Genomic DNA, 21,799 nt, shown 5'->3' with positions numbered 1-21,799 from the left:
GCAGCGGCGGCCTCCTCCGCCCGTGCCCTGGCGAACGCAGCGCGGGCGTCGTGGGGTGCAGGCTGCTGGCCGAGCCAGACGAGGGCGGCATGCAGGTCCGGGCCGTCGCTCGGGTCGGCCAGGAACCCGAGGTCGACCTCGCCTGCCGGGTCCCAGACGAACAGGCGGGCGCCGGCCCAGCGGACGTGGCGGCAGTCTGCGCTGTCACGGTCGTGCACGACGGAGCCCGCGACCGTCAGCTGCAGGAGACGCCACTGCGTCACCACGACGACGCGGTTCCTGCCCACCTTCGTCGCGTACTCGACGACCTCGCCCAGAAGGAGCACAGGCGCAGTCCCGGCCTGCAGCTGGGACCGGTCGCGCTCGTTCATGCCCGCGCCAAGCCTCACGGCGGACCCCTGTTCGCCATCCGTCCGGGCGCCCGCACCGGCAGCCGGCGGATGAGTTGTCGACGTCCGGCAAGGCTACTCCGCGGCAGAACGCCGGACGGAGCCGCGCGCGTCAGGGCACGTTCGCCCCGCCGTTGACGTTGATGACCTCGCCCACCACGAAGCTGGACTCCGGCGACGCGAGGAACACGTACGCCGGCGCCTGCTCGACCGGCTGGCTGGTCCGGCCGAGCCAGGACGACTCCCCGAACCCGTCCAGCTTCTCGGTCGGCTGCCCGTCGGAGACCTGCAGCGGCGTCCACACCGGTCCCGGGGCGACGGCGTTGACCCGGATGCCGCGGGGCGCCAGGTCGGCGGCGAGCGCCTTGGTGAACCCGATGATGGCGAACTTGGTCGACGCGTAGTTGATGATCATCGGCGACGGGTTGTAGCCCTGGACCGAGGTGCTGTTGATGATCGTCGCGCCCGGGCCCAGGTGCGGCAGCGCGTCGCGGGTGATCCAGAACATCGCATACAGGTTGGTCTGGATGGTGCGGTCCAGGTCGGCCTCGTCCAGCTCGTCGAAGCTCTGGTGGTACACCTGGTGCGCCGCGTTGTTCACCAGGACGTCCAGCCCGCCCAGCCCCTCGACGGCGTCGGCGACCATCGTCCGGCAGAACTCCCGGTCGCGGATGTCGCCGGGCAGCAGGACCACCTTCCGTCCCTCCGCCCGCACGAGAGACGCGATGGCCTCGGCATCCACCTGCTCCTCCGGCAGGTAGCTGAGCGCCACGTCCGCACCCTCGCGCGCGAACGCGATGGCGACCGCCGCGCCGATGCCCGAGTCACCGCCGGTGATCAGCGCCCTGCGGCCCGGCAGGCGACCGGTCCCGCGATAGCTGGTCTCGCCGTGGTCCGCCTTCGGGTCGAGCTCTGCGTCCAGGCCGGGCAGCGGCTGCCACGAGGCGTGGGGCTTGATGTGCGCGTGGCGCTCCACGGGGTTGTCGAACGTGAGCTGGTCGGGCGACATCGGCGTCTCCTCCACGGGGCGGGGTCGATAACGATATCGATCCTGTCACGTGGCGGGTCCGGCCCGGTGATGTGCGTTCCTGCCTAGGCTCCAGGGCATGGCCACCGTCATCCTCGTCCGGCACGGTCGTACCACCGCGAACGCCGAGGGGATCTTGGCCGGCCGCACCGCGGGGGTCCGGCTCGACGACGTCGGTCGCAGCCAGGCCGCACGGACCGCGCAACGCCTCGCCGTCGTGCCGCTGGTCGCGATCGTGTCCAGCCCCCTGGTGCGGTGCCGCCAGACGGCGGAGATCATCGCGGAGCACCACGCGCTGCGTCCGGAGCTCGAGTCCGCCCTCACCGAGTGCGACTACGGCCAGTGGCAGGGGCGACCGCTCAAGGAGCTCGCGCAGGAGTCGCTGTGGTCGGTGGTGCAGACGCAGCCGTCCGCCGCGGTGTTCCCGGGCGGCGAGTCGCTGTCGGCGATGCAGGCCCGGTCGGTGGCGGCGATCCGGCGGCACGACGCGGCGCTCGAGGGGGAGCACGGCGCCGGTGCGGTGTGGGTGGCGGTCACGCACGGCGACATCGTGAAGTCCGTCCTCGCCGACGCCCTCGGCATGCACCTCGACCTCTTCCAGCGCCTCAGCGCCGGCCCCGGATCGGTGTCGATCGTGCGGTACGGGAGCGCGCGACCCGACGTGGTGGCCACCAACACCGACTCGGGTGACCTCTCCTGGCTGCGCGCCGCCGGCCCGGCCGGCGACGCCCCGGTGGGTGGCGGCGCCGGGCCGGGATCGGCTCCGCACTCCTAAACTGGGCCCCATGCCCGCCCTTGTGCACCAGTTCGACTGGCCCGACCGCGTCATCGTCGGCACCGTCGGCAGCCCCGGCTCCCGCACCTTCTACCTGCAGGTCCGCGACGGCGCCCGGAGCACGAGCGTCGCGCTGGAGAAGCAGCAGTCGGCCCTGCTCGCCGACAAGATCGACGAGATCCTGGACGCCCTGATGGCCGACGAGGGCAACCGGTTCAGCGTCCCGGCCGAGACGCCCGCGGAGCTCGTCGACAACGACCCCCTGGACCAGCCCGTCGAGGAGCAGTTCCGCGCCGGCCTGATGCGCCTGGGCTGGGACCCCGCGACCGCACAGGTGGTCGTCGAGGCGTTCCCGGACGATGCGCCCGACGGCGAGCAGGACGCCGAGCCCGACGCCGACGAGATGCTCCTGGTCCGGATGCCCGTCGGCACCGCGCGGGCGTTCGTCCAGCGCACCCGCCAGGTGGTGCGGTCAGGCCGGCCGCTGTGCCCGCTGTGCGGTCAGCCGATCGACGACGACGGCCACGTGTGCGGCGCGACCGACACGTTGTGACCGAGCTTCTCGGCGGCGAGCTCGAGCTCGTCGGGCGCATCACGGTCGCCTCGAACGCCACGTTCCTCGGGTCGATCGGCGAGGTCCAGGTCGTGTACAAGCCCGTCGCCGGGGAGAAGCCGCTGTGGGACTTCCCGGACGGCACCCTGGCGAACCGCGAGGTGGCGGCCTACCTGGTCTCGGAGGCGTTCGGCTGGGACGTCGTCCCGGTCACCTGGCTGCGCGAGGGTCCGCTGGGTCCGGGGATGGTGCAGCTGTGGCAGGAGCCGGATCCCGCGCAGGACCCCGTCGACGTCGTCCCGGCGCGGGCGGTCCCACCGCAGGGGTGGCGGGAGGTCTTCGACGGGATCGACGACGACGGCCGGCCGTTGACCCTGATCCACGAGGACTCCGCCGCGCTGCGCCGGATGGCCGTCCTCGACGTCGTCGTCAACAACGCCGACCGCAAGGGCGGCCACATCCTCCCGACGCCCCAGGGCCACCGCTACGGCGTGGACCACGGGGTGAGCTTCCACGTCGAGCACAAGCTGCGCACGGTCCTGTGGGGGTGGCAGGGCGAGCCGCTGCGTCCCGACGAGGCGGCGGGCGTGCAGCGCGTGCGCGGGCAGCTCGACGGCGACCTCGGTCAGGATCTGGCCGAGCTGCTGACCGACGACGAGCTGACCGCGATCGCCGCCCGCTGCGACCGGCTCCTGCGACGAGGCGTCTTCCCCGGGCCCGCCGGCGCGATGCCGGCGTTCCCGTGGCCGTTCTTCTGAGCGCCGCCGCCTACTTCTCCACCTGCACGGAGTCGCTCGCCTCGATCGTCTCGCCTGCGAGCAGGTGGGAGAACGTCGCCTGGATCGGCAGGGTCCCGTTCGAGCCCTTGGTCACCTGGAACGTGTAGGTCACGGACTGACCCGCTGCGAGGGAGCCCGTCGTGATCACCCAGTTCGCCCCCGTCGCCCGTGCCCCAAGCGGGCCGACGACGTCGGCGCTGCGCGGGATCGTGACGCGGGTGACGGCGTTCGTGGCGGCGGTGCCGCCCGAGTTGGTGACCGTCACCCGGACGGGGAACGTGACACCCCGGGCCGCCGACGCGGGCGCCTGGATCCGGACGGCGACCTCCGCCGGAGAGGCCTGTGCGGCCGTCACCTGCAGGGTCAGCGCCGCGGAGACCGCCCGTGCGGTGGCAGTCACCTGCACGGTCCCCGGCACCGCACCGGCCGTCAGGGCACCGGACACCGCGACACCGTCGGCGTCGGTCACGACCGTCGACGTGGCACCGGTGGCGAACGAGGCCGACCCGGACGTCACGGCGAACTGCACCTGCTCGTTGACCACCGGCATCCCGGTCGCGTCGAGCACGAGCACCGACGGTGCGTCGAACGCCGTGCCCGCGGCGGCCGACTGACCGTCGCCCGAGCGGACGGTCACCGTCGCCGGCACGTGCAGCGCGGCACCCAGGCTCTGCAGGGCCGCCAGCCGGTCCACCTCGTCGATCCCGGGCTGCGGGGTCGCGAACGCGGCACGGATCTGCTCCGCCTCCGCGAGCACCGCCGGGTCGGTCAGGTCGGGCACCAGGACGTCGACGACGGTGGTCGCCAGGTCGTCCTCGGCGGCGGCGGGGCTGAGCCGCACCGTCAGCCGGTAGCTGCCGGGGAGCAGACGGCTCCCGTCGACCGGCACCTCGACCGACGCGGTCGAGTAGGCGGGGACGGCGTCGACGTCGGTGCGTGCCGGCAGTCCGGCCACCCCCGTCGTCGCCACCGCGTACGGCGCCGCGACCGCGCCGACGTTGGTCACGTCGAGCCGCAGGGCCTGCCCCACCACGCCGGGCAGCAGCACGTACGGACCATGGACTGCCAGGGTCCCGTCGCCGGGCGCCGCGACGGCGTCGATCGCCCGCAGCTCGTCGTAGGTCGGCTCGTACAGGTCCGTGAACTGCAGCGGCGGGTCCTGGTCGCGCAGGTCACCGATGCCGAACGCACCGACCGCACCGCCGTCGTAGACCAGGTTCTCCCAGTCGTCGTACCCGGTCAGCAGGTCGAGCGCGGGATCGGGGTCGATGCTGCTGGAGACGGGCTCCTCGGCGATGACACCGTCGCAGTTCCAGTCGGTCTCGACGGCGCCGAAGGCCTCCTGGTTGCCGCCCGTCGCGCACGTCCACGCGTACCGCCCGACGGCCCCGGGCATGCCCACCGTCTCGTCCAGCGCCGCCTCGTCGAGAGCCAGCAGCTGCGAGCGGGAGTAGTCGAGGGTGCGACGGCCCATCTGCCACTGGTAGCTCATGATGCTCAGGTAGTTCGGCTTGAAGTTGACGTGGTCGCCGCCGCCGTGGCGCAGCCCGAGCGTGTGCCCGAACTCGTGCATCAGCGTGCCGGCCTCCTGCCGGCGGCTGAAGCCACCGCCCCAGCTCGGGTCACCGTCGGTGACGAGGAACGAGTCGCCCTCCCACGGGTCGTTCGACACCTGGGCGATGCCGGAGCTGCCCGAGCCGGCGTACGTGTCCGCGAAGATCGCGTAGTGGAACGCGTCGGCGCGGGCCGGCTCGAAGTGGTCGGCCTTGAGGTCGTTGAACGCGCTCCAGTCGTAGCCGCTGGCCCCGTTGGAGCCGAGGCTCTCGACGAGCCCGACGGACCCCGCCCGGGAGCGGCTCCCCCACGTCGTCCCCGTCACCGGGTTCATGATCGAGTCCGGACCGGCGTCGACGTGCAGCCGGATCCCGGTGGTGCCGTCGGGGTTGTCGACGGATGCGCGCCCCATCGAGGCGACGACGTCGTCGATCGCCCCCTGCTGCGGGGCGAACGACTCACCACCGGAGCACCACCACAGGAAGCAGCTGCGGTCCCGCGCCATCCAGTCGGCCTCGACGAACAGGTCCTTGTGGTCGGGCGACGCCCCCATCGCGGGCAGGTCGACCTCCGGAGAGCCGTCGCCGTCGACGTCGATCCCGCTCCGCTCCCACTCGTCGAGCAGGCCGTCGCCGTCCGCGTCGTCCTCCGTCTCGTCGTCGGAGAAGGCGGTCAGGTGCACGACGTCGGCGGACTCCGAGTCGGGCAAGGGGACGCTCCAGCTCAGGCCCGCGCCGTTGTCGATGAACTCGGTCGCGCGCACCGTGTTCGGGAACATGGTCTGCGCGCCGATCCCGGCCCAGACCTCGTTGTAGCCCGCCTCGTAGAAGGCCGAGCCCCCGGTGACGGGGATCCACTTGGCGACGCGGCCGCTCTGCGAGACGCAGGACACGGCGCCCTCGTCGACCGCGCCGTAGCCGTTGTCGGAGTTCTCCACGTAGCAGTCACCGGCGCGGTAGACGATCGCCTCGGTGTCCGAGCCCGACCCGTTCACCAGGGTGATCCGGGTGGTGTAGCTCTGCTTGCCGGCCACGTAGCTGTCGACCTCGGTCAGCCGGATGCCCGACGAGCCGAGCTCGACGCTGGTGGTGACCCGGAACGGGTCCGCCACGGTGCCGGCCCCCACCGGACCGACCTGCGAGAGCGTGGTGAAGCTGGTCCGAGGCGACGCGCCTCCGCCGGCCGGGACGTTCGCGGGCCCGTACAGCTCCCCGCCGACCGCGACGAACGTGCCGCAGGCGATGCCGGCGTAGAACTCCGGGGACGTGTCCCCGACGTACCGCACGTCGCAGTTGAGGTCGGCGGAGACGGCGATGCGCTCCAGCGGTCCCGGCGACTCGATCTCCCCCAGCACCACCGCGCTCGCGGGCAGTGCGGTCAACACCGTCACCGCAGCCGTCAGTGGTGCCAGGATGAGGCCCGCGAGGGCGCGTGGACGTGAGACGACAGGAGCTAATGGCATCGTGGGCATCCTTACCGGGTACACGCGTCGCGTTCTCGCAGGTCTGGGACTTGCCGCGATGGTCGCGGCACAGAGTGCCTGCGCCACCACCCCCGCGCAACCCTCTGCCCCAATCGGCCTAATCCACGCAGAACGACACACGTGGGGCGGGCTGTGCGCGAGCGGGCCGTGCGCGTCGGACCTCGTCGTCGAGGAGGACGGCGACTGGACGTACTCGTCGTCCGAGTCCGACGACGCCTCCGGCACGCTGTCCGACGCGGAGCTCGAGGCCTTGCGCGACGCCGTCGCGAGCACGGGGATCGGCACCGAGAGCGCCACGGCCACGGGGTGCGCGGCCGACTCGGACGGCACCTCGGTGCGTTACGCCTGGACCTCCGACGACGGCTCCGGTGCCGCCTCCTCGTGCGAGACCGTGATCGACGAGGCAGATTCACTCGTTCGATACCTGGAGGAGCTTGCCGCCTCGGTCGGCTGAGGGGCGCTCACCACTCCTCGTCGCGGCCCCAGCCGCCGAAGGCGCCGTTGCGGCGCGAGCTCAGGTAGGACCCGAGGACCGCGGCGCCCAGGTCGTCCGTCTCGGGTGCGACGACCGTGCCGCCCGCCCGCTTCGCCATCGCGTCCACGAAGCGCGCCAGCCCCGGGTCGTCGCCGAGGCGGAAGAACGTCGTGCGCGCGCCCAGGCGTGCCGAGCCGTCGAGCTCGCGCACCGCCAGCGCGATCGTGACCGGGTTCGGCGGGTAGGCGAAGAACACCTCGCCGCTGGACTCCAGGTGGGACGTCGGCTCACCGTCCGTGACGATCAGGAGCACGGGCTGGGCGCTCGGGTGCTTGCGGAAGTGGCGGTTGGCCAGCAGGAGCGCGTGGTGCAGGTTGGTGCCCTTCTCCCACTTCTCCTCGAGGCCGACCAGCTCCTCGACCTGCATGACGCCCGCGGTCCGGCCGAAGCCGATGAGCTGCAGGTCGTCCCCGCGGAACCGGCTGGTGACCAGGGTGTGGAGCGCCAGCGCCGTGCGCTTCATCGGCACCCACCGGCCCTCCATCGCCATCGAGAACGAGGTGTCGACGAGCAGCGCCACGCACGCCTGGGTCCGCGCCTCGGTCTCCTGGATCTCCACGTCGTCGACCTGGATCGTCCGGGACCCGCGGGCCAGCGCGTTGGTCAGGGTGCGGCTCACGTCCCACGGCTCGGTGTCGCCGAACACCCACGGGCGGGTGGATCCCGACGGCTCCCCGGCGGCACCGGACCGACGGACCTCGTGGCCACCGGTGCGGCCGGACATGGTGTCGGCCACGGCCTTGAGGACCGACTTCCCCAGCTGCCGCATGGCCTTCGGCGTCAACGCGAGCTGGCCGTCCGAGCCGCGCCGCAGGGTGCCCTCGCTCAGCGCCTTCTCCAGCCGCTGCAGGGTGCGGGCGTCGACGACCGCGTCGTTGCCGAGCTGGCGCGCGAGCTTGTCGAGGTCGACGTCGTCCAGCCGGGAGCCCTCGTAGGACTGCGCGAGCTGGTCGGCCAGGGCGTCCAGGTCGGCGAGGTCCTGGAACACGCCCGTACCGTCGCCGAGCCCAAGCCCGTTCTCGCCGCCCATCCGCTCGGAGCCGCCCCAGTCCTCACCGGGCCGCAGGGCGCGCAGGCTCTGGTCGAGCTGGCTCAGCTGGTCGACCACCTCGGACGAGCCGAACGCCTGCTGCGCGAGCGCGTCGAGCTCGTCGCGCTGCTCCTGCGTCATCGAGTTCCGCATCCGCTGCGCCGCGGCGGCCCGCTGGGCGAGGGCGTCGAGGAGCTCGTCGAGGTTCTGGGGATCCTCCGGGAAGTACTCCCCGTGCTTGGCCATGAAGTCGTCGAACTGCTCCTGGGTGTCCGCGTTCTGCTTGCGCGCCTCGAGCAGGCCGTTGAGGTCCGCGAGCATCTCGTTCAGGGCGGCCCGGTCGGCGTCCGTCGCGTTCTGGAGCGCCTGCTTCATCCCCGCGAAGCGCTGGTCCAGCACCTCCCGGCCGAGCAGATCCTTGATCTTCTCGAACTCCGCCCGCGCCTCGCTGCTCTGCCAGTCGTACCCGTTGAGCTCGTCCACGGCGGCCGCGGGCGAGGACGGGAGGTTGTCCAGCTGCAGCTGCGCCAGCGCGCGGTCGCCCTCGTCCAGGTCGACGTCGCGCGCCAGCTGCTTGCGCTCGGCCAGCACGGCCCGATCGAGCAGCTCCTTGACCTGCTGCAGCGTGCCGTCGAGGTTGTTCTCCCGCGTCAGCGCCCTGCGCCGCTCGGCGACCCGCCGCGCCAGCTCGTCCAGACCTGTCTGGCTCCGACCGCCACGCCGCAGGAACTCGCGCAGCGCGCGCTCGGGCGAGTAGCCCGCCATGACGTCCTGGCCGATGGCGTCCAGCGCCTCGGCCAGGTCGACCGGGGGCGCGAGCGGGTCCGGCCCGTCCGTGTAGGTCGTGTACCTCGCGAGGCGGCGGTGGGGTCTAGCCATAGATCGTCTCGCCGCCTCCGGACTCCTTGCTGATCCGGCGGGACAGGTACAGACCCTCCAGGGCGAGCTCGATGGCGGCAGCCCGCTCCCCGTCGTTCGTGGCGTGGAGCCGCGCGCAGATGTCGTCGTACAGCTCGGACTCGCCGAGCGCCGGCAGCCCTGCCAGCACGTCCCGCGCGGTGACCTGCTCACCCGTGGTCACCATGGCGCCACCCTGGATCGCGTCGACCAGAAGGCCGAGGTCGATGCCCCGCAGGTGCGCACGGACGGTCTCCGCCGTGGCGGTGCGCAGCAGGTGGTCGAGGATCTCGTCCTCACGCCCCTCCTCCCCCGACTCGAACTCGATCTTCCCCGCGAGCACGTCGACCGCGGTCTCCAGGTCGACGGGCCGGGCGACCGCGTGGTCCTCGCCCTGCCGCGCGGCACGGTGCAGGGCCGACGCGGCGACGGTCTCCGCGCCCGCGATGGCGAACCGGGCGCTCACCCCGCTGCGCTGGTCCACCGCGCTCGACCCCCGCAGCGCCCGCGTGAACCGCGCGAGGATCTCGATCAGGTGGTCCGGCACGTCCGCGTGGAGCAGAGCCTCCTGCCGGATGACCGCGACCTCGTCGGCGAGCTCGGTCGGGTAGTGCGTCCGGATCTCGGCCCCGAACCGGTCCTTCAGCGGTGTGATGATCCGCCCGCGGTTGGTGTAGTCCTCCGGGTTGGCGGTGGCCACCACCAGGACGTCCAGCGGCAGCCGCAGCACGTAGCCGCGGATCTGGATGTCCCGCTCCTCCATCACGTTGAGCATCGCGACCTGGATGCGCTCGGCCAGGTCGGGCAGCTCGTTGATGGCGACGATCCCCCGGTGCCCGCGCGGGACGAGCCCGAAGTGGATGGTCTCCGGGTCACCGAGCGCGCGTCCCTCGGCCACCTTCATGGGGTCGACGTCGCCGATGAGGTCCGCGACGCTCGTGTCCGGGGTGGCCAGCTTCTCCACGTACCGCTCGTCGCGGTGCCGCCAGGTGATCGGGAGATCGTCGCCCTGTTCGGCTGCCCTGCGCCTGCTCGCGACCGTGATCGGCTCGAACGGGTGCTCGCCGATCTCCGACCCCTCGATCACCGGGGACCACTCGTCGAGCAGTCCGGCCAGGGTGCGCAGGAGCCGCGTCTTGCCCTGGCCGCGCTCGCCCAGCAGGACGATGTCGTGGCCGGCGATGAGGGCGCGCTCGAGCTGGGGGACGACGGTGTCGTCGAACCCGTGGATGCCGGGCCAGGGGTCGCGTCCGTCCTTCAGGGCGGCCAGGAGATTGGTGCGGAGCTCGTCGCGGATCGGCCGGTACACGTGCCCGGAGGCGCGGAGCTCGCCGACCGTGGTGGGGCGGTTCATTCGGTCGACAGTACGTCCGGTTTCTGCCGCGCGCTGTTTTCTGGATCGCTACCCGCGGGTGGACACCGTGACCGTGAACTTCGGGTCGCGGCTGACCTGCCGCGTCGGCCCCACGACGCGCTCCAGTGTCGACCGGTACCGCAGGTGCGAGTTCCACACCGCCCACAGCTCGCCGCCGTCCTTGAGCACGCGCGCGGCCTCGGCGAAGAGCGTCTGCGCCACCCCGGCATGCACGGCCGCGCCGACGTGGAAGGGCGGATTGAGCACCACGAGATCGACGCTCGCCTCGTCGACCGGGCCGGCACCGTCCGCGCGCACGACGACCACGCGGCCCTCCACTCCGTTCGCCTCGACCGTTGCTCGGGCGGAGGCCACCGCGGCGGCCGACTCGTCGGTCGCCGTGACGGTCAGCCCCGGCCTCGCCCGTGCGAGCGCGACGGCCAGCACGCCGGTGCCGCAGCCGAGGTCGACCGCCGTGGCGGCGTCCCGCGGCATCGCGTCGAGGTGTGCGAGAAGGGCGCGGGTGCCGATGTCGATCCCCGTGCCGGCGAAGGCGCCGCCGTGCGCGCAGACCGTGAGGCCGAGGTCCGGGTGCTCCCGTCGTTCCGGCCAGCGCGCCTCATGCGTTCCTCGACGCGGCTGGGACGCCACGAGCACCCGCGACTTCTGCCGCGCCAGGTGCGCCTGGACGCTGACGAAGTGGCGACCCAGGACGTCGTTCATCGCGGTCGTCATGTGCTTGAGCCGGCCGCCCGCGACGACGAGCACCGCCGGGTCGGCGTGGGCGGCGATCAGTCCTGCGATCTCGTCGAGAGCGTCGAGCGACCGCGGCAGCTGGAGGAGCACCACCCGGGCGCCCGTGACGAGTTCCCGTCCTTGTCCGAGCTGCGTGAACCCGCTCACGCCGAGCCGCTCGGCGTTGGCCTGGAGCGCCCGTTCGCCGAGCAGGCGGTCCTGGTGCGTGCGGACACCGGACAGGTTGTGCCTCGTGATGGCCCCGAGCGTGAGCGCGCCGTGGTGGTCGCCGACCACGACGACGTCCGTCGCTCCCGCCAGTGCCGACGCGGCCTCGTCGAGGATCAGCCGGTCGCTCGCGTCGACCGCGTGCAGGTTCGGCGCCTCGAGGTCGGGGTAGCGCCGCAGGTCGGCGAGCACGTCGATCTCGTCCAGCCCTGCCGCCGCGTCCACGCCCCCGAGGCTAACCGCCGTCTTGGCCGTCGCAGTCCTCAGGGGTGGGGATGTCGGTGCACAGCCCAGAGACGAGATGCGAGCGGCGTTCCTCGACGGTGAACGGTGCGCTGGTGGCCGAGGTCTCGGCGGTGCCGACGACGTCGCGCCACTGGGTGGTGCCGTCGATCCGGTACCGGCCCTTCCACGTGGTCGTGAGGGCGATCTGGACGGCGCCGAGCTCGTCGTAGACGTGGAACGTGTCGTGGTCGGGGTACGAGTGCCCGGGGCTCTGAGTGACCAGGTCCTGGGAGCCGTCGCCGAAGTCGTACGTGAACGTGTCCGGGGTGGCGACGACGTCGATCCCGTGGCCGAGCAGCTCGGTGCGGAACGTCTGCTCCGTGCGTTCCGTGGTGACGATCGTCTCCTTGTTGACCAGCACCCAGCCGCGGTCGGGCTGCACGTGCAGGGTCGGTGGCGCGAGCGGGAGGCGGCGGAAGTCCTCCGCGGTGAAGACCGGGAGGACGTCGGCGGGGCAGCCGCCGGCGTCGACCTGGTACCAGGGGCCCCAGACGTCCGTGTCGAGACTCGCCCGCTGGTGCGCCCACATCGGTTGCAGGGGCACGTCGCCGCCGCAGTCGTTCACCCCCGCGTCCCCTTGCGCCTCCGGGCACGGACCGTTGAGCGGGGTCGTGGGAGTGGCAGAGGAGGTGTTGCACATCGGCGCACGCTGGTACTCGATCAACCGCTCTTCGGCAGCGACGGCAGTCGCCGCGGCAGCTCGCGCTTCGGACTCCGTCAGATTAACGAGAACCGCCGAGTCGTCGTCCGTCACCCTGGCGCTGGAGGCCAAGCCAGAGGTGAGGGGCGGCGTTAGCGGCGGCGCCGTCGGGTCAAGCAGAAGCAATCCAGCGACCACCACCGCCGCCCACTTCACGGTGTCGGACCAGCGTTAAGTTGCTCGGTGTCGACCTCTCGCACGAACCAGCCATCGCGCCACGCAAGGGCGAAGTACAGCTCGAAATCGCCACCCTCATCAGTTCTGATGACATTGCCGTCCCGGTCCAGTCGCTGCGAAGCCGCCTGGCTCACGAGCAGCGTGGCGGAGTAGGACACGCCGGGGTCGATCTCAGTCCCGAAGGCGCTGGACACGATCATTTCGGCGGTCCTGTCCGACTCATCCGCGACGACCATCGCATTGACGCCATCGATGACATTCGTGCAGAACTGGCAGTCCGGCTCGGACATGGCCTTCCACGCTGCCAAGTCCGTGGTCGCATACGCGTAGGCATGCAGTTTCGTGAAGTACGTCGCCGCCGCAGCCGCCCCGTCCGCGCTGGGCGTCGCCATCGCCTCCGGCCGCACCGGCGGCACGGTCAGGTCGACCGTCTGCGTCGGGCTCGGCGTGGGCGTCGGCACGCCCGACTCGGTGCCGGCCCCGGTGGCGGTCGGCGTCGTCGGGGTCGACCCGGTGCAGGCGGTCAGCCACAGCAGCACCGCTACGGCGACGACGGCGGCCCGCGTGATCGCGCGCTTCTGGAAGGTGTCGTCGCCCGGATGCATGGCGGGAAACCTACCGAAACCGGGCGCCGGATGGTCGCGTATCGGCCACATCTGTGGACGACCTCCGGGCCTGCGGCGTATCTCAGTCCCGGCTGGCCGCTCTTTCCTGACATGCGCGACGCACAGCCGCTGCTCCTCGAGCACGGCACGCGTCGGTCGCGGCGCCTGCCCCCCGGGGCTAGACCCGCCGCTCTGAACGCCACGTGCTGACCGTGCCCGGCCCAGGAGGCCACCATGTCGGATCCCGCCGGTCCCTTCCGCCCCAGCGCCAGGCCGCTCGTCGACCTCACGGACCTCGGCCCGCTTACGGGGGACCTGGCCCCCGGAGCGGCGGCCGCTCCGCACGCACAGCGGCTGCGTGACCTGGTTCGACCCTCCGACGGTGCCGAGCACGCCGTGCTCGAGCGGCGCGACGACCGCGAGGCGCTGTTCACCGGTCGGCTCACCAGCAAGCTGAGCGGCCTGGCCGCGTCCGAGCGCCTCGGTCCGTTCCCGGCCCACGGCGGGCTCGACGTGTGGATCGACGTCTTCGCGCTCGTGCGCCGCACGGAGGTCCGCGAGGCCGGGCAGCCGCTTCCGGCGCTCGTCCTGACGCAGGCGAAACCGCCCCGGACGCGCGGCGCGATCACGACGGTCGCTCTCGGGGCCGGCACGGTGTGGGTGCGCGGCGACCTGGTGGACGGCTCCCTTCCTGGCCAGTCGTTCGTGGGCGTCGTCGTCACGGGCGGGACCCTGCGGATCGCGGTGCCGACCACCTTGACCGAGGGCGTGGTGCAGCTGGGCGGGCCGCTCGAGGGGTCGGTCACGCTCGAGCTCGCGGAGACCGCGGCACCGGCCGGTGCGCATGACCCGGGTGCTGTCGTCGACGTGCCGGAGACCCTCGCCCTGACGTTCGGACCTGCCTCGGCGGAGGGCGCCCCGGGCCGGGTGGAGCTCTGGGGCCAGGCGTTCGACCTCGGTCCCTCCGACGGGACATGGACGTTCATCCCCGCGTCGTGGACGGTCGTGCTCGGATACGCCGTCGCACCCACGGGACTCGATCCCCAGGGCGACGGCGTGGTGGAGCTCGGCGGTCCCGCACACATCCAGGCCGCCGGCCTCGCTCTGCCGGTCGTCGCGACCTCCGACCCCACCGTCCTCGGCGACGCCGCCCACGGTGCCCACTGGGCACTGCGCGTCACCGGCATGACCGCGCGCTGGTACGTCCCCGACCCGCGACCGCACCTGCTCGACCCGGCATGGGTGATCGTGACCGAACGCGGGGTCACCGTGTCCGCCGACGCCGTCGCGCCGCTCGACCCGCCCGTGACGCACACCTACGACCTGTGGACCATCGCCGGCGGGAGCACCAAGCGCCTGCCGTGGCGGCAGACGAACGCCCAGACGTTCACCTTCGTGCACCGCTGTGACGTGGTCGACGGCGACCTGCTGCTGGTCCGCGGCGACGCCGACGTCGCGCTCGACCGTCCCGTGACCACGCGCGGCGAGCCGATCGAGACGCCGCCGGGCGCCGGAGCCGTGCTCCTGCAGCGCCCCGCCGACGGCGGCCCTGTCACCGCGGCGCTCGCCGTCATTCCGCCGGCGCCCGGTCAGGGCACCGAGCAGCTGGCGCTGCGCAACGCGCTCGTGTGGGTCGCCCCGCCGTCGTTCGTCGTCGCGCGCGGAACGCTCGCCGGTCCCGTGCCGGGTCCGGACCTGGACCCCCACCGCCTCGACGCCGGGTCCGCCCAGGTCGCCCTCGGGGTGCGCGCGTGGGCGCCGATCCTGCCGGACCCGTACGTGAGCAACACGACCCTGCGCCCCCGCCCGACCGACGGGGCGCCTCACTCGGTGCTCGTCGCCGTGGTGACGTGGACCGACCCCTCGAACGCGGTCGTGTCGTTCGAGGGACGGCTCGGCGCCGGGCTCGGGCTCGGCCCCCGCGAGGCCTCGGACGGGGAGCCGCGCCCCGTGCGGACCGACGACCGCGACCCCGACGTGGGACCGACCCAGGCCGAGCAGGACGCGCTCACGTTCGGCAAGCGCGAGGGCGCGGTGTGGCGGGCGGCGCAGGCGGCGGAGCAGGAGACCCGCGGCCAGAGGGTCGAGGAGGCCCAGGCCGCCAACAAGAAGAGCCTGGCCGTCGTCGACGGCTACCTGCGGGAGATCGTCGGGCCCACCCCCGGCGTCCTGCTGCTCGACGTCTCCACGCACCAGGACCTGCTGGGGGTCGCGGTGCCCGGCGGGGGCGGGCGCGCCGCGGCGGCCCCGGACTTCCCGGTCTCGGGGCTGGACGTCCAGGCCGAGGTCGGCCAGATGCGCGTGGTGGCGCTGCCCCAGGTCCAGTGGGAGCCGGTTCGGACCCTGGACGCCGACCAGGACATCATGACGATGGGCTGGTTCCCCACCCCGCTGGCGTCGGCGCACGACGGCGGCGCCACGGTGCTCGGCGCCCGGTCGCAGCGGCTGGCCCCCGTCATCCCCGGCGATGCCGTCCGGGGGACGCTCGCCGCGTTCCGGGACGGGGTGGCCGTCGGCATGCGGACCACGTTCCCGTTCGGGCTGGTCGCCGCCGTCCAGGTGCAGCCGTGGGACGCGCCGGACCGCAAGGCCGACCTGTACGACCTGACCCGCCCGCAGTTCCCCGAGCACGCGTCGACGGGCGGCCTGCAGATCACGGCACGTGCCGAGGGCGGGCGCGACGACGACGGCGGGATCTCGCCGATGTTCGACGGCCGCACGCGTCAGCTGCTCAACGGCGTCGACCTGGCGACCGGCACGCCGCTGGGCCTGTCGGTGCTGGGCGAGACCCTGCAGCCCGCCGGCAGCGTCGAGACCGTGTTCAACAACGACATGGACGCCAACCCTCGCGTCCCCGTGACGCGCATCGACATCTCCGGCTACGGCGGGTCCAGCTTCAGCGACTGGAACAACCCCTTCGCCGCGTTCGCCGAGGCCGCCAAGGTGCAGTTCCGGTTCATGGTCGGACGCACCGCGCTCGAGGTCATCAAGGTCAACAGCGTCCTGCACCCGTGGGGCATCCGCGTGACCCGCTCGGTGACGATCGAGCGCCGGCCGGGTGGCGGGGTGATCCGGCGGGACAGCGGCTGGCAGGCCTTCACGCCCGGGCTGTTCGACTACCGGTACTTCGACGAGACGGTCAACGACATCGTCGTCGCGCCCTACCGCTTCGACGCCGGCGTCTTCCGCGGCCTGTTCGACGTCCGCACCATCCGCCCGGCACCCGGCTCGGTGGTGACGCACGCGGGCGCGACGCTGGTCCCGTACTACTTCGACGCGTCCGTCGCGCTGGAGGGCGTGCCCGGCCGCACCGGCGCCACCGGCATCCTCGGCTACCTGCAGACGACGCCCAACGGCGAACCCGCTCCGCCGGCGGCCCTGCAGGGTCTCCTGGAGACGCAGGGACCGGTCGGCGGCCCGGTCGACGTGGCGCTCGACCTCGGCGGCAGCGGCCTGCCGTTCCGGGTGCAGCGGCTCGAGGTGGGTCTCGCCATGGACGGGGCCGACCCGCTCTTCGTCGCGACGGTACGTGGCGCACCGTCCCTGCCGACCACGGGGGCGTGGTCCGTCGTCGTCCGCCCGGTGGCCAACGTGCCGCCCGGCGGTGGCGAGGCCGAACCCGTCGCCGAGAGCCGCGGCACGCCGCTGGTCCGGCGGTACCCCGTGGAGTACCTGCCGGGCGACCGGACCGTCTACACCGTGCCGCCGCTCGCGGGCACGCCCGGCGACTACCGGCTCGCCGACGCCGCCGACCTGCTCACCCCGACGGCTCCCGCGCACGACTACGCGCTGCTGCAGAGCACCCCGACGCACGCGTTCCTCTTCCCCCGGCCGTTCGTCGCCACCGGTGCCGGACCCAAGGTGGAGAGCGGAGCCAGTCCGGCCCTCGCCGACGTCTTCGCCCGGTCGACGTCCAAGGGCGCCTACCCGCCGCCGCAGAACACGATCGAGATCGCACCGGGATCACGGCATCTCGACGTCGTCCCGGGCGGGGGGCTCGCGCTCTCGTCGCCGGTGACCGTCGTCGCCCACCCCACCCCGCTGCGCCTCGGCGGGGCGACCGGGCACGGGACCACGCTGTTCTACGACACCGCGACGCTGCGCCTGGACCTGCAGGCAGACCGGTGGGAGGCCGAGTTCACCGGCCTGCGCCTGTGGTCGGACATCGCCGGGCTCGAGCAGATCACCGGCTCCGAGATGCGCGTCGTCGGCTCGACCGACCAGCGCCCGCAGATCGCCGAGATGACGTCGCTGCTGCTCCCCGAGATCGAGGAGATCCTGCGCTACATCCCGATCTTCGGGGCACGCGGGTCGCAGGGACCGATCGACCTGGGCGCCACCAACGCCAAGCACGAGCTCAAGGTCGAGATCTCCGCCAAGACGACGGTGCCCCCGACGACGGCGGTGTTCCCGGCGGGCAGCGGCGTCAAGCTCACCCTGTCGGTCACGCAGAGCACCGGCATCGACCTGGCGAGCGGGGGCGTCAAGGCGTCGGCGGCGTTCGGCGCGGAGCTCGAGGGCAAGGTCCCGCTGTTCTCCGTCGGCGCGGCCGCGGCCTACCTGACCATCACGGGGAAGATCACCTTCAGCATCACGTCGGTCTCCGGGACCGTCACCGCGGAGAAGCTCGCGCTCCTGGCGTTCGTCGGGATCGGCGTCGAGGGGAAGATCGGCCCGTTCAGCGCGTACGCGTTCCTCGGCATCGGGTTCGTCCTCGAGTACGACGCCATCGCCAACCAGACCAAGTACGGCGGGCTCGTCGCGTTCGAGGCCGGCGTCGACCTGGTGATCGTCAAGGTCAAGATCCGCGCGGAGCTCAAGGGCCTCGTCTACGACGACGCGGGCACCACCAAGTGCGACTACGGCGGCTCGGTCAAGGTCCAGGTCGACCTGTTCCTCATCTTCTCCATCAACGCGACCTACCAGGTCACGGACACAGCGACTCTCTAGGGAGCACGTCATGGCCACGCCGAACAAGCTCACGCTGGTCCCGTACCTGCAGCGCTGGGACCCCGCCGCGCGCACCCTGTCGCTCCGGGTGCTCGTGGTGCCGACGGGCAACCCGCTGGAGCCGATCGTCCCCGCCCCGCCGGGCGTGCCCGCGTTCGCCGACGCCGGGCTCGCGTTCGCCGTGTCGATCTCCGACACGGTCGACGCCCTGCCGCAGCGCACCCTCGTCGACCAGGTCGCGACGCTCCCCGACCCGGCCGGCGGACCCGCGACGCTGCACCACCCGGACGCGCGCGCGATCCTCGTCGCGCTGCAGGCGGCACTCGAGATCCCCGACTCCCCCGCCGCCGACACGTTCGCGCCGCAGGAGCGCGACCTGACGACGCAGGTGCGCAAGTACCTGCCGCGCAGCTACCGCCACGCGCTGCCGTTCGTGCGGCCCCGCACGGCGCTCGCCGTGATCGACGACAGCTACCACTGCCTGATGAGCTGCCCGCCTGACCCGGAGCCGCCGGCCCCCGCCACCGTGATCGGCTGGGGCGAGGCGCTCGCGTTCGCCATGCGCCGCCCGCGGCTGGCCGAGGCACTGGGGCTGGTGGTCCCGCTGACCGTCACGCTCGACGCCTCGCCCCGGCTGGAGAACGGCGGCTGGCTGTGGGTGGACCTCGCGCCCGCGAGCGACTTCGCCGCGCAGGCCGCGACGCCCGGCTTCGTGCGTTCCTTCGCGACGAGGATCCCCGAGCTGCCCGTGGCCGCCGACCGCCCCGTGTTCACGCCGGTGGTGTTCCCCGTCTCGGACGACGCGACGGCGGCCGCCGCGCTGGGCAGCTTCGACAAGGTGTTCGTCGAGGCGGTCCGCTTCGACGACGGGTTCTCCAAGGTCGTGCACGCGCGGCAGCCCGTCTCCGCGGACGTCCTCGACGAGGACGGCACGGGCGCGCGCATCGCCCGGGACACCGGCGTGCAGCTGGGCTGGGACGACGAGGACATCCTCGAGGGCCAGAACCGCGCGCTCGGCGCACCCCCGGACGGCGAGGACCCGGTGCTCGCACCGCGCGGCATCCTCGGGTACCGGGTGGACGTGCGCCTCGAGGGCGGCGCGGCGTGGACCTCGCTGTCGCAGGTCAGCGCGCCGCTTGACCTCGGCGTGGACCTCGGCGTGGACGTCGAGGAGCGCTGGACGGAGGTCGCCCCCACCGCGCACAGCGGGCAGCTGTGGCTCCCGGCCTGGTTCGCGGCGTGGCGCGGTGGCTCGCTCGTCGTCGAGACCGTGGACGACCAGCGGCTCATGGACGTCCCCGTCGCCCGCCCGGAGTCGGCGGTCCCGATCGGCGCCGACGCCGTCCCGCTGCGCTACGGCCGCCGGTACGAGTTCCGCGTGCGCCTGGCCGACACCACGGGAGGCGGACCGGCCGCGGCCGACGACCCGGTGCGCACCGGCGAGGCGCCCACCACGCTCCTGCACGTGCGCCGGCACCGCGCGCCCGGCCGCGTCGAGGTCGACGCCGTCGGCGCAGCCCCGGCCGGTCGCACACCCACCGTCACGGTCCGCCGCCCGCGGATCGGCTTCCCCGAGGCCGTGCTGGCCGCCGGCGAACCGGCCCGCGTGGCACTGCTCGCGCAGATCGCGCTGAACGACGCCGCACCCGCCACCGCGCAGGCGCCGACGATCCACGACCCCGACACCGCCGCCCTCGAGATCCGCGTGCTCGTGCGCCCACCGCGGTTCGACCCGCAGGGCGACGAGGACGGCATGGTCGAGTGGTACCGCACCACGCGCCCGTTCCCCGCCGACCCCACCGCGCCCCTGGACCTCGCGCTCGAGTGGCGGGACACCCCGGACTACCGCGACGTCGACCTCACCGCGCAGCTGGGCGCCGAGGGCACCGTGACCGGACCCGTGCTGGTCCCCACGGCCCGCGACGTGCGCCTCGAGATCCGCGCGCTCGGCCGCGCCGACCTCACCTACTTCGGCAGCGACGAGGCCCGGGTCGGGATGCTCGAGACCATCGACCTGCACGCCGTCGCCACCGCGGCCGCCGAGCTCGACGCCCTGCGCCCCCTGCCCCCGTCGGACGCCCTGCGCTCGGTCTTCCTGCAGCCCGACCCTGACGGCAGGTCCGCAGCGGTGCGGACCCTGGTCGCGCAGAACGACCCCTCGCCGATCCTGCTGGCGCGGCTCGCCTCCGCCCTCGACCTCGTCGCCGAGGGACCCATGCTGGTCGGCCAGGCGGGCGAGCGCGTCGCGTTCGGCTGCGCCGGCCTCACGCACCACGCCGCCCCGGACGCGTCCAGCGTAGAGCTGGCGGACCCGGCCGAGCTCGCCGGGCAGTGGGTCAACGCCGTGCAGGTGGTGCTCGACCGCGACTGGACGTGGCGCGGCACCGGCTCGCCCACCCTGGTCGTGACGCGCACGGTCGCGCTGCCCGACGCCGTCGGCGCACCCGTCGAGCAGGCCGTCGTCGGCAGCATCGAGCTCATGACGTCGGTGAACCGGCAGGCGATCATCCGCCCGGACCGCTCGCACACCCGCTTCGTGTTCCTCGACGCCCTCCCCCCGCGGCTCGGCCCGGACGGCCTCCCGTACGAGCTCGCCGTCACCTACCGCGCCACCCTGCACCTGGAGGGCGGCTCGACGGTCGAGCAGGTCACCGACTCGCGCCTGCCCATCGTCACCCCGCCCGCCCAGGCGCCGCGGGTCGTGGCCGCCGGCATCGCACTCACGGCGTACGGCCACGACGCCGACTACGCGAGCACCGACTCACGCACCAAGCGCCTGTGGCTCGAGCTCGCCGAGCCACTGCGCGACCCCCGCGACGCCTACTTCGTCCGCGCCATGACCAGCACCCCCGACCCGATGCTGCTGCCCGGCGCCGAGCCGGTCGCCGACCCCGTCGTGCTCCCTGCCACTCCGCTCGACCCGGAGCTCGCCCGGGTCATCACCCCCGGCCAGGTGCAGGACCTCGCCGGCCTGTCCACCATGCAGCGCCTCGAGCCGAGCCCGACCAGCGACCGGCACTTCCTCGTGCCGCTCCCCCCGGACACCGACCCCGGCTCCCCCGAGCTCTTCGCGTTCTTCACCTACGAGATCCGCGTCGGGCACGACCGCGGCCCCGCCACCAACCCCCTCTGGTCCACTGCCCAAGGCCGGTTCGGCGAGTCCCTCGTGCTCGAGGGCGTCCAGCACCCCGCCCCCGAGCTGCCCTGCTCCGTGGCTGCCACCCCCGACGGCGCCATCCGCGCCAGGGCACCCTTCGCGACGCCCTACCTCGGGCTGCGCCGCGTCCAACCGGTCCAGCCGAACACCGAGCTGTGGGTGGTCCTGTACGCCCGGGTGGTCCAGGCCGACGCCAGCACCCGCCGCAACGTCCAGCTCGACCTGCGCCGCCTGCGCACACCCCGCCGCCGGCCCCGCGTGGCGAGCTCACCGCTGATGGTCGAGGGCGAGACGGCCTGGTCCGGCGCCGAGGTCAAGGACGCCCTGGACGCCGCCGGTCTGCCGCTCGACCTGCCGATCAGCGCGCTCGCCGTCGAGGTGCTGCCCGAGCCGAACGGCTCGTTCGACGACCCGCTCGGCGGGGACCTCGGGCAGGTGCGGATCCTGCGGACGTCGCCGCTGACGGCGGTGCCGCGGGACTGCTGCTGGTGAGGTTCATGGGGCCCGGCTTCCCTTCCGACCTGCTTGTGCGGGCACCTTCGCCGTCGCTTTGGGGCAGGGAATGCGCTCCGCGCCCGTGGCTCCG

General features: G+C 73.2%; 13 protein-coding genes. 6 read left to right on the top strand and 7 right to left on the bottom strand.

The genetic code is table 11. The features are described from left to right. Positions 1 to 501 precede the first annotated feature (501 nt). A complete protein-coding gene (locus RYN42_RS02850) occupies positions 502 to 1,398 on the bottom strand; it encodes an SDR family oxidoreductase (protein ID WP_315093545.1) in 897 nt (298 codons plus the stop codon). A 97-nt stretch (positions 1,399 to 1,495) separates the two neighbouring features. Here RYN42_RS02850 and RYN42_RS02845 point away from each other — a divergent pair, with 97 nt between their 5' ends. The 3 genes from RYN42_RS02845 to RYN42_RS02835 are packed head-to-tail and all read left to right on the top strand — an operon-like array spanning position 1,496 to position 3,502. Further along, positions 1,496 to 2,191: a histidine phosphatase family protein gene (locus RYN42_RS02845; RefSeq protein ID WP_315093543.1), complete on the top strand. Its 696-nt coding sequence runs from the start codon at positions 1,496 to 1,498 to the stop codon at positions 2,189 to 2,191. 10 nt (positions 2,192 to 2,201) lie between these two features. Then, complete coding sequence (locus tag RYN42_RS02840; RefSeq protein WP_315093541.1) at positions 2,202 to 2,744, top strand: DUF3090 domain-containing protein; 543 nt, start codon at positions 2,202 to 2,204, stop codon at positions 2,742 to 2,744. Then, on the top strand, positions 2,741 to 3,502 hold the full coding sequence (locus RYN42_RS02835) for an SCO1664 family protein (protein ID WP_315093539.1): 762 nt from the start codon (positions 2,741 to 2,743) through the stop codon (positions 3,500 to 3,502). Before RYN42_RS02840 ends, RYN42_RS02835 begins: the two co-directional genes overlap by 4 nt. A gap of 10 nt (positions 3,503 to 3,512) precedes the next feature. On the opposite strand, the gene RYN42_RS02830 is transcribed toward RYN42_RS02835, so the two are convergent. Continuing rightward, on the bottom strand, positions 3,513 to 6,458 hold the full coding sequence (locus RYN42_RS02830) for a hypothetical protein (protein WP_315093538.1): 2,946 nt from the start codon (positions 6,456 to 6,458) through the stop codon (positions 3,513 to 3,515). Positions 6,459 to 6,540: 82 nt separating this feature from the next. Between RYN42_RS02830 and RYN42_RS02825 the strand changes: the two genes are divergently transcribed. Beyond that, positions 6,541 to 7,014, top strand: a complete 474-nt coding sequence (locus RYN42_RS02825) for a hypothetical protein (RefSeq protein ID WP_315093537.1) — start codon at positions 6,541 to 6,543, stop codon at positions 7,012 to 7,014. Positions 7,015 to 7,021: 7 nt separating this feature from the next. Here the strand turns inward: RYN42_RS02825 and RYN42_RS02820 are convergent, their stop codons facing one another. From RYN42_RS02820 to RYN42_RS02800, 5 genes are all read right to left on the bottom strand, one after another. Continuing rightward, positions 7,022 to 9,004 carry a VWA domain-containing protein gene (locus RYN42_RS02820; protein ID WP_315093536.1) on the bottom strand — a complete coding sequence of 661 codons (1,983 nt, stop codon included), beginning with the start codon at positions 9,002 to 9,004 and terminating at the stop codon, positions 7,022 to 7,024. Then, positions 8,997 to 10,376, bottom strand: a complete 1,380-nt coding sequence (locus RYN42_RS02815) for an ATP-binding protein (RefSeq protein WP_315093534.1) — start codon at positions 10,374 to 10,376, stop codon at positions 8,997 to 8,999. The genes RYN42_RS02820 and RYN42_RS02815 overlap by 8 nt, the downstream gene beginning before the upstream one ends. Before the next feature lie 48 nt (positions 10,377 to 10,424). Next, complete coding sequence (locus RYN42_RS02810) at positions 10,425 to 11,564, bottom strand: methyltransferase (RefSeq protein WP_315093532.1); 1,140 nt, start codon at positions 11,562 to 11,564, stop codon at positions 10,425 to 10,427. Between the two features lie 10 nt (positions 11,565 to 11,574). Continuing rightward, positions 11,575 to 12,189 (bottom strand): hypothetical protein, encoded by a 615-nt coding sequence (locus tag RYN42_RS02805; protein WP_315093530.1) that lies wholly within the window; start codon positions 12,187 to 12,189, stop codon positions 11,575 to 11,577. Positions 12,190 to 12,476: 287 nt separating this feature from the next. Next, a complete protein-coding gene (locus tag RYN42_RS02800) occupies positions 12,477 to 13,106 on the bottom strand; it encodes a DUF6318 family protein (RefSeq protein ID WP_315093528.1) in 630 nt (209 codons plus the stop codon). 234 nt (positions 13,107 to 13,340) lie between these two features. On the opposite strand from RYN42_RS02800, the gene RYN42_RS02795 reads away from it, so the two are divergent. Together RYN42_RS02795 and RYN42_RS02790 are read left to right on the top strand one after the other, a co-directional pair. Beyond that, positions 13,341 to 18,056, top strand: a complete 4,716-nt coding sequence (locus RYN42_RS02795) for a hypothetical protein (RefSeq protein WP_315093527.1) — start codon at positions 13,341 to 13,343, stop codon at positions 18,054 to 18,056. Positions 18,057 to 18,066: 10 nt separating this feature from the next. Continuing rightward, positions 18,067 to 21,705 (top strand): hypothetical protein, encoded by a 3,639-nt coding sequence (locus RYN42_RS02790; RefSeq protein WP_315093525.1) that lies wholly within the window; start codon positions 18,067 to 18,069, stop codon positions 21,703 to 21,705. Positions 21,706 to 21,799 lie beyond the last annotated feature (94 nt).

The organism is uncultured Cellulomonas sp., from assembly GCF_963527515.1.
Lineage (GTDB): Bacteria > Actinomycetota > Actinomycetes > Actinomycetales > Cellulomonadaceae > Cellulomonas.
The sequence above is the reverse complement of the archived record's forward strand: the minus strand, read 5'-3'. Positions and strand labels throughout refer to the sequence as shown.

Excerpts from the sequence above, each read along its gene's own strand:
- RYN42_RS02795 (WP_315093527.1), top strand. The coding sequence starts at position 13,341 with ATGTCGGATCCCGCCGGTCCCTTCCGCCCCAGCGCCAGGCCGCTCGTC.
- RYN42_RS02815 (WP_315093534.1), bottom strand. The coding sequence starts at position 10,376 with ATGAACCGCCCCACCACGGTCGGCGAGCTCCGCGCCTCCGGGCACGTG.
- RYN42_RS02850 (WP_315093545.1), bottom strand. The coding sequence starts at position 1,398 with ATGTCGCCCGACCAGCTCACGTTCGACAACCCCGTGGAGCGCCACGCG.
- RYN42_RS02840 (WP_315093541.1), top strand. The coding sequence starts at position 2,202 with ATGCCCGCCCTTGTGCACCAGTTCGACTGGCCCGACCGCGTCATCGTC.
- RYN42_RS02845 (WP_315093543.1), top strand. The coding sequence starts at position 1,496 with ATGGCCACCGTCATCCTCGTCCGGCACGGTCGTACCACCGCGAACGCC.
- RYN42_RS02800 (WP_315093528.1), bottom strand. The coding sequence starts at position 13,106 with ATGCATCCGGGCGACGACACCTTCCAGAAGCGCGCGATCACGCGGGCC.
- RYN42_RS02790 (WP_315093525.1), top strand. The coding sequence starts at position 18,067 with ATGGCCACGCCGAACAAGCTCACGCTGGTCCCGTACCTGCAGCGCTGG.
- RYN42_RS02820 (WP_315093536.1), bottom strand. The coding sequence starts at position 9,004 with ATGGCTAGACCCCACCGCCGCCTCGCGAGGTACACGACCTACACGGAC.